Annotated in this window: 1 protein-coding gene and 1 pseudogene; both read left to right on the forward strand. The window is 34.2% G+C overall.

The genetic code is table 11. The features are described from left to right. Positions 1-202, forward strand: a pseudogene (locus tag QOS10_RS09385) (IS21 family transposase); the annotation flags it as partial. A 14-nt stretch (positions 203-216) separates the two neighbouring features. Then, on the forward strand, positions 217-969 hold the full coding sequence (gene istB, locus QOS10_RS09390; RefSeq protein WP_283595194.1) for an IS21-like element helper ATPase IstB: 753 nt from the start codon (positions 217-219) through the stop codon (positions 967-969). The last annotated feature ends 54 nt before the right edge of the window (positions 970-1,023 follow it).

Genomic DNA, 1,023 nt, shown 5'->3' on the forward strand with positions numbered 1-1,023 from the left:
TAACGTCAAGGTTATAGACCAAAAATTAATGATTTATCATGCCTCACGATTGGTTCGACAACATTACCTGAGTGATAAAAAACTAAATTATCATCGCGATGATATGAAAGAAATCCTTGGGACAACTATTTTTCATGACTTAGATGACGATAATTTGGCAGAACAGGTAGAAATAAATTTACGCATGTTTGATCAATTATAGTGGAGGAATGACGGATGACTATCTATACACAATTAGAAGACAATTTAGAAAAGCTCAAGCTGACTGCAATCAAAGAATATTTGTCAAATTACTTGAATAATAATGATTTATCATTAGCAGAAGCTCTAGAACAGCTAACTGCAAAAGAAATCACATATCGAACTGAACGATCAGCTAAAATGTCCATTCATATTGCACACTTTCCTTACGACAAAGGCTTGAATGATTTTGACTTTAACTTTCAACCTTCGGTTGATAAAAACCGTATCATGAACTTAAAATCGATGAATTTTGTTTCGTTAGCACAAAATATCTTATTCATCGGGTCTTCAGGAGTTGGCAAAACGCACTTAGCAACTGGATTAGGAATGGAGGCCTGTAGGAATCATCTCAGTACTTATTTTGTCAATTGTCATGAACTAATTGAACGGCTCAAACTTGCCCACCAAGAAAATCGTCTTGAGGCAATATTAAAAAACTACAGTCGTTATAAGCTTTTGATTATTGATGAAATAGGCTATCTACCTATTGACGATTTGGGATCAGATCTTTTCTTTCAGTTAATAGCTCGTCGATATGAAAAGAAATCAACAATCATTACCACTAATATTCCACTATCCAAGTGGGGTCAAACATTCTCTAATCCAACAATTGCGAATGCGATCTTAGATCGCTTAGTTCACCATTCCGAAATATTCAAAATTACTGGAAAATCATATCGAATGAAAGACTATCAAGAACAACAGACAACAGAAACAAATCGGTGAAAAACTACATTTTTAAACCGGTGAAATCCTACATTTTAAAATCGGTGTTGACAC

This window comes from Limosilactobacillus galli, from assembly GCF_947381495.1.
GTDB lineage: Bacteria > Bacillota > Bacilli > Lactobacillales > Lactobacillaceae > Limosilactobacillus > Limosilactobacillus galli.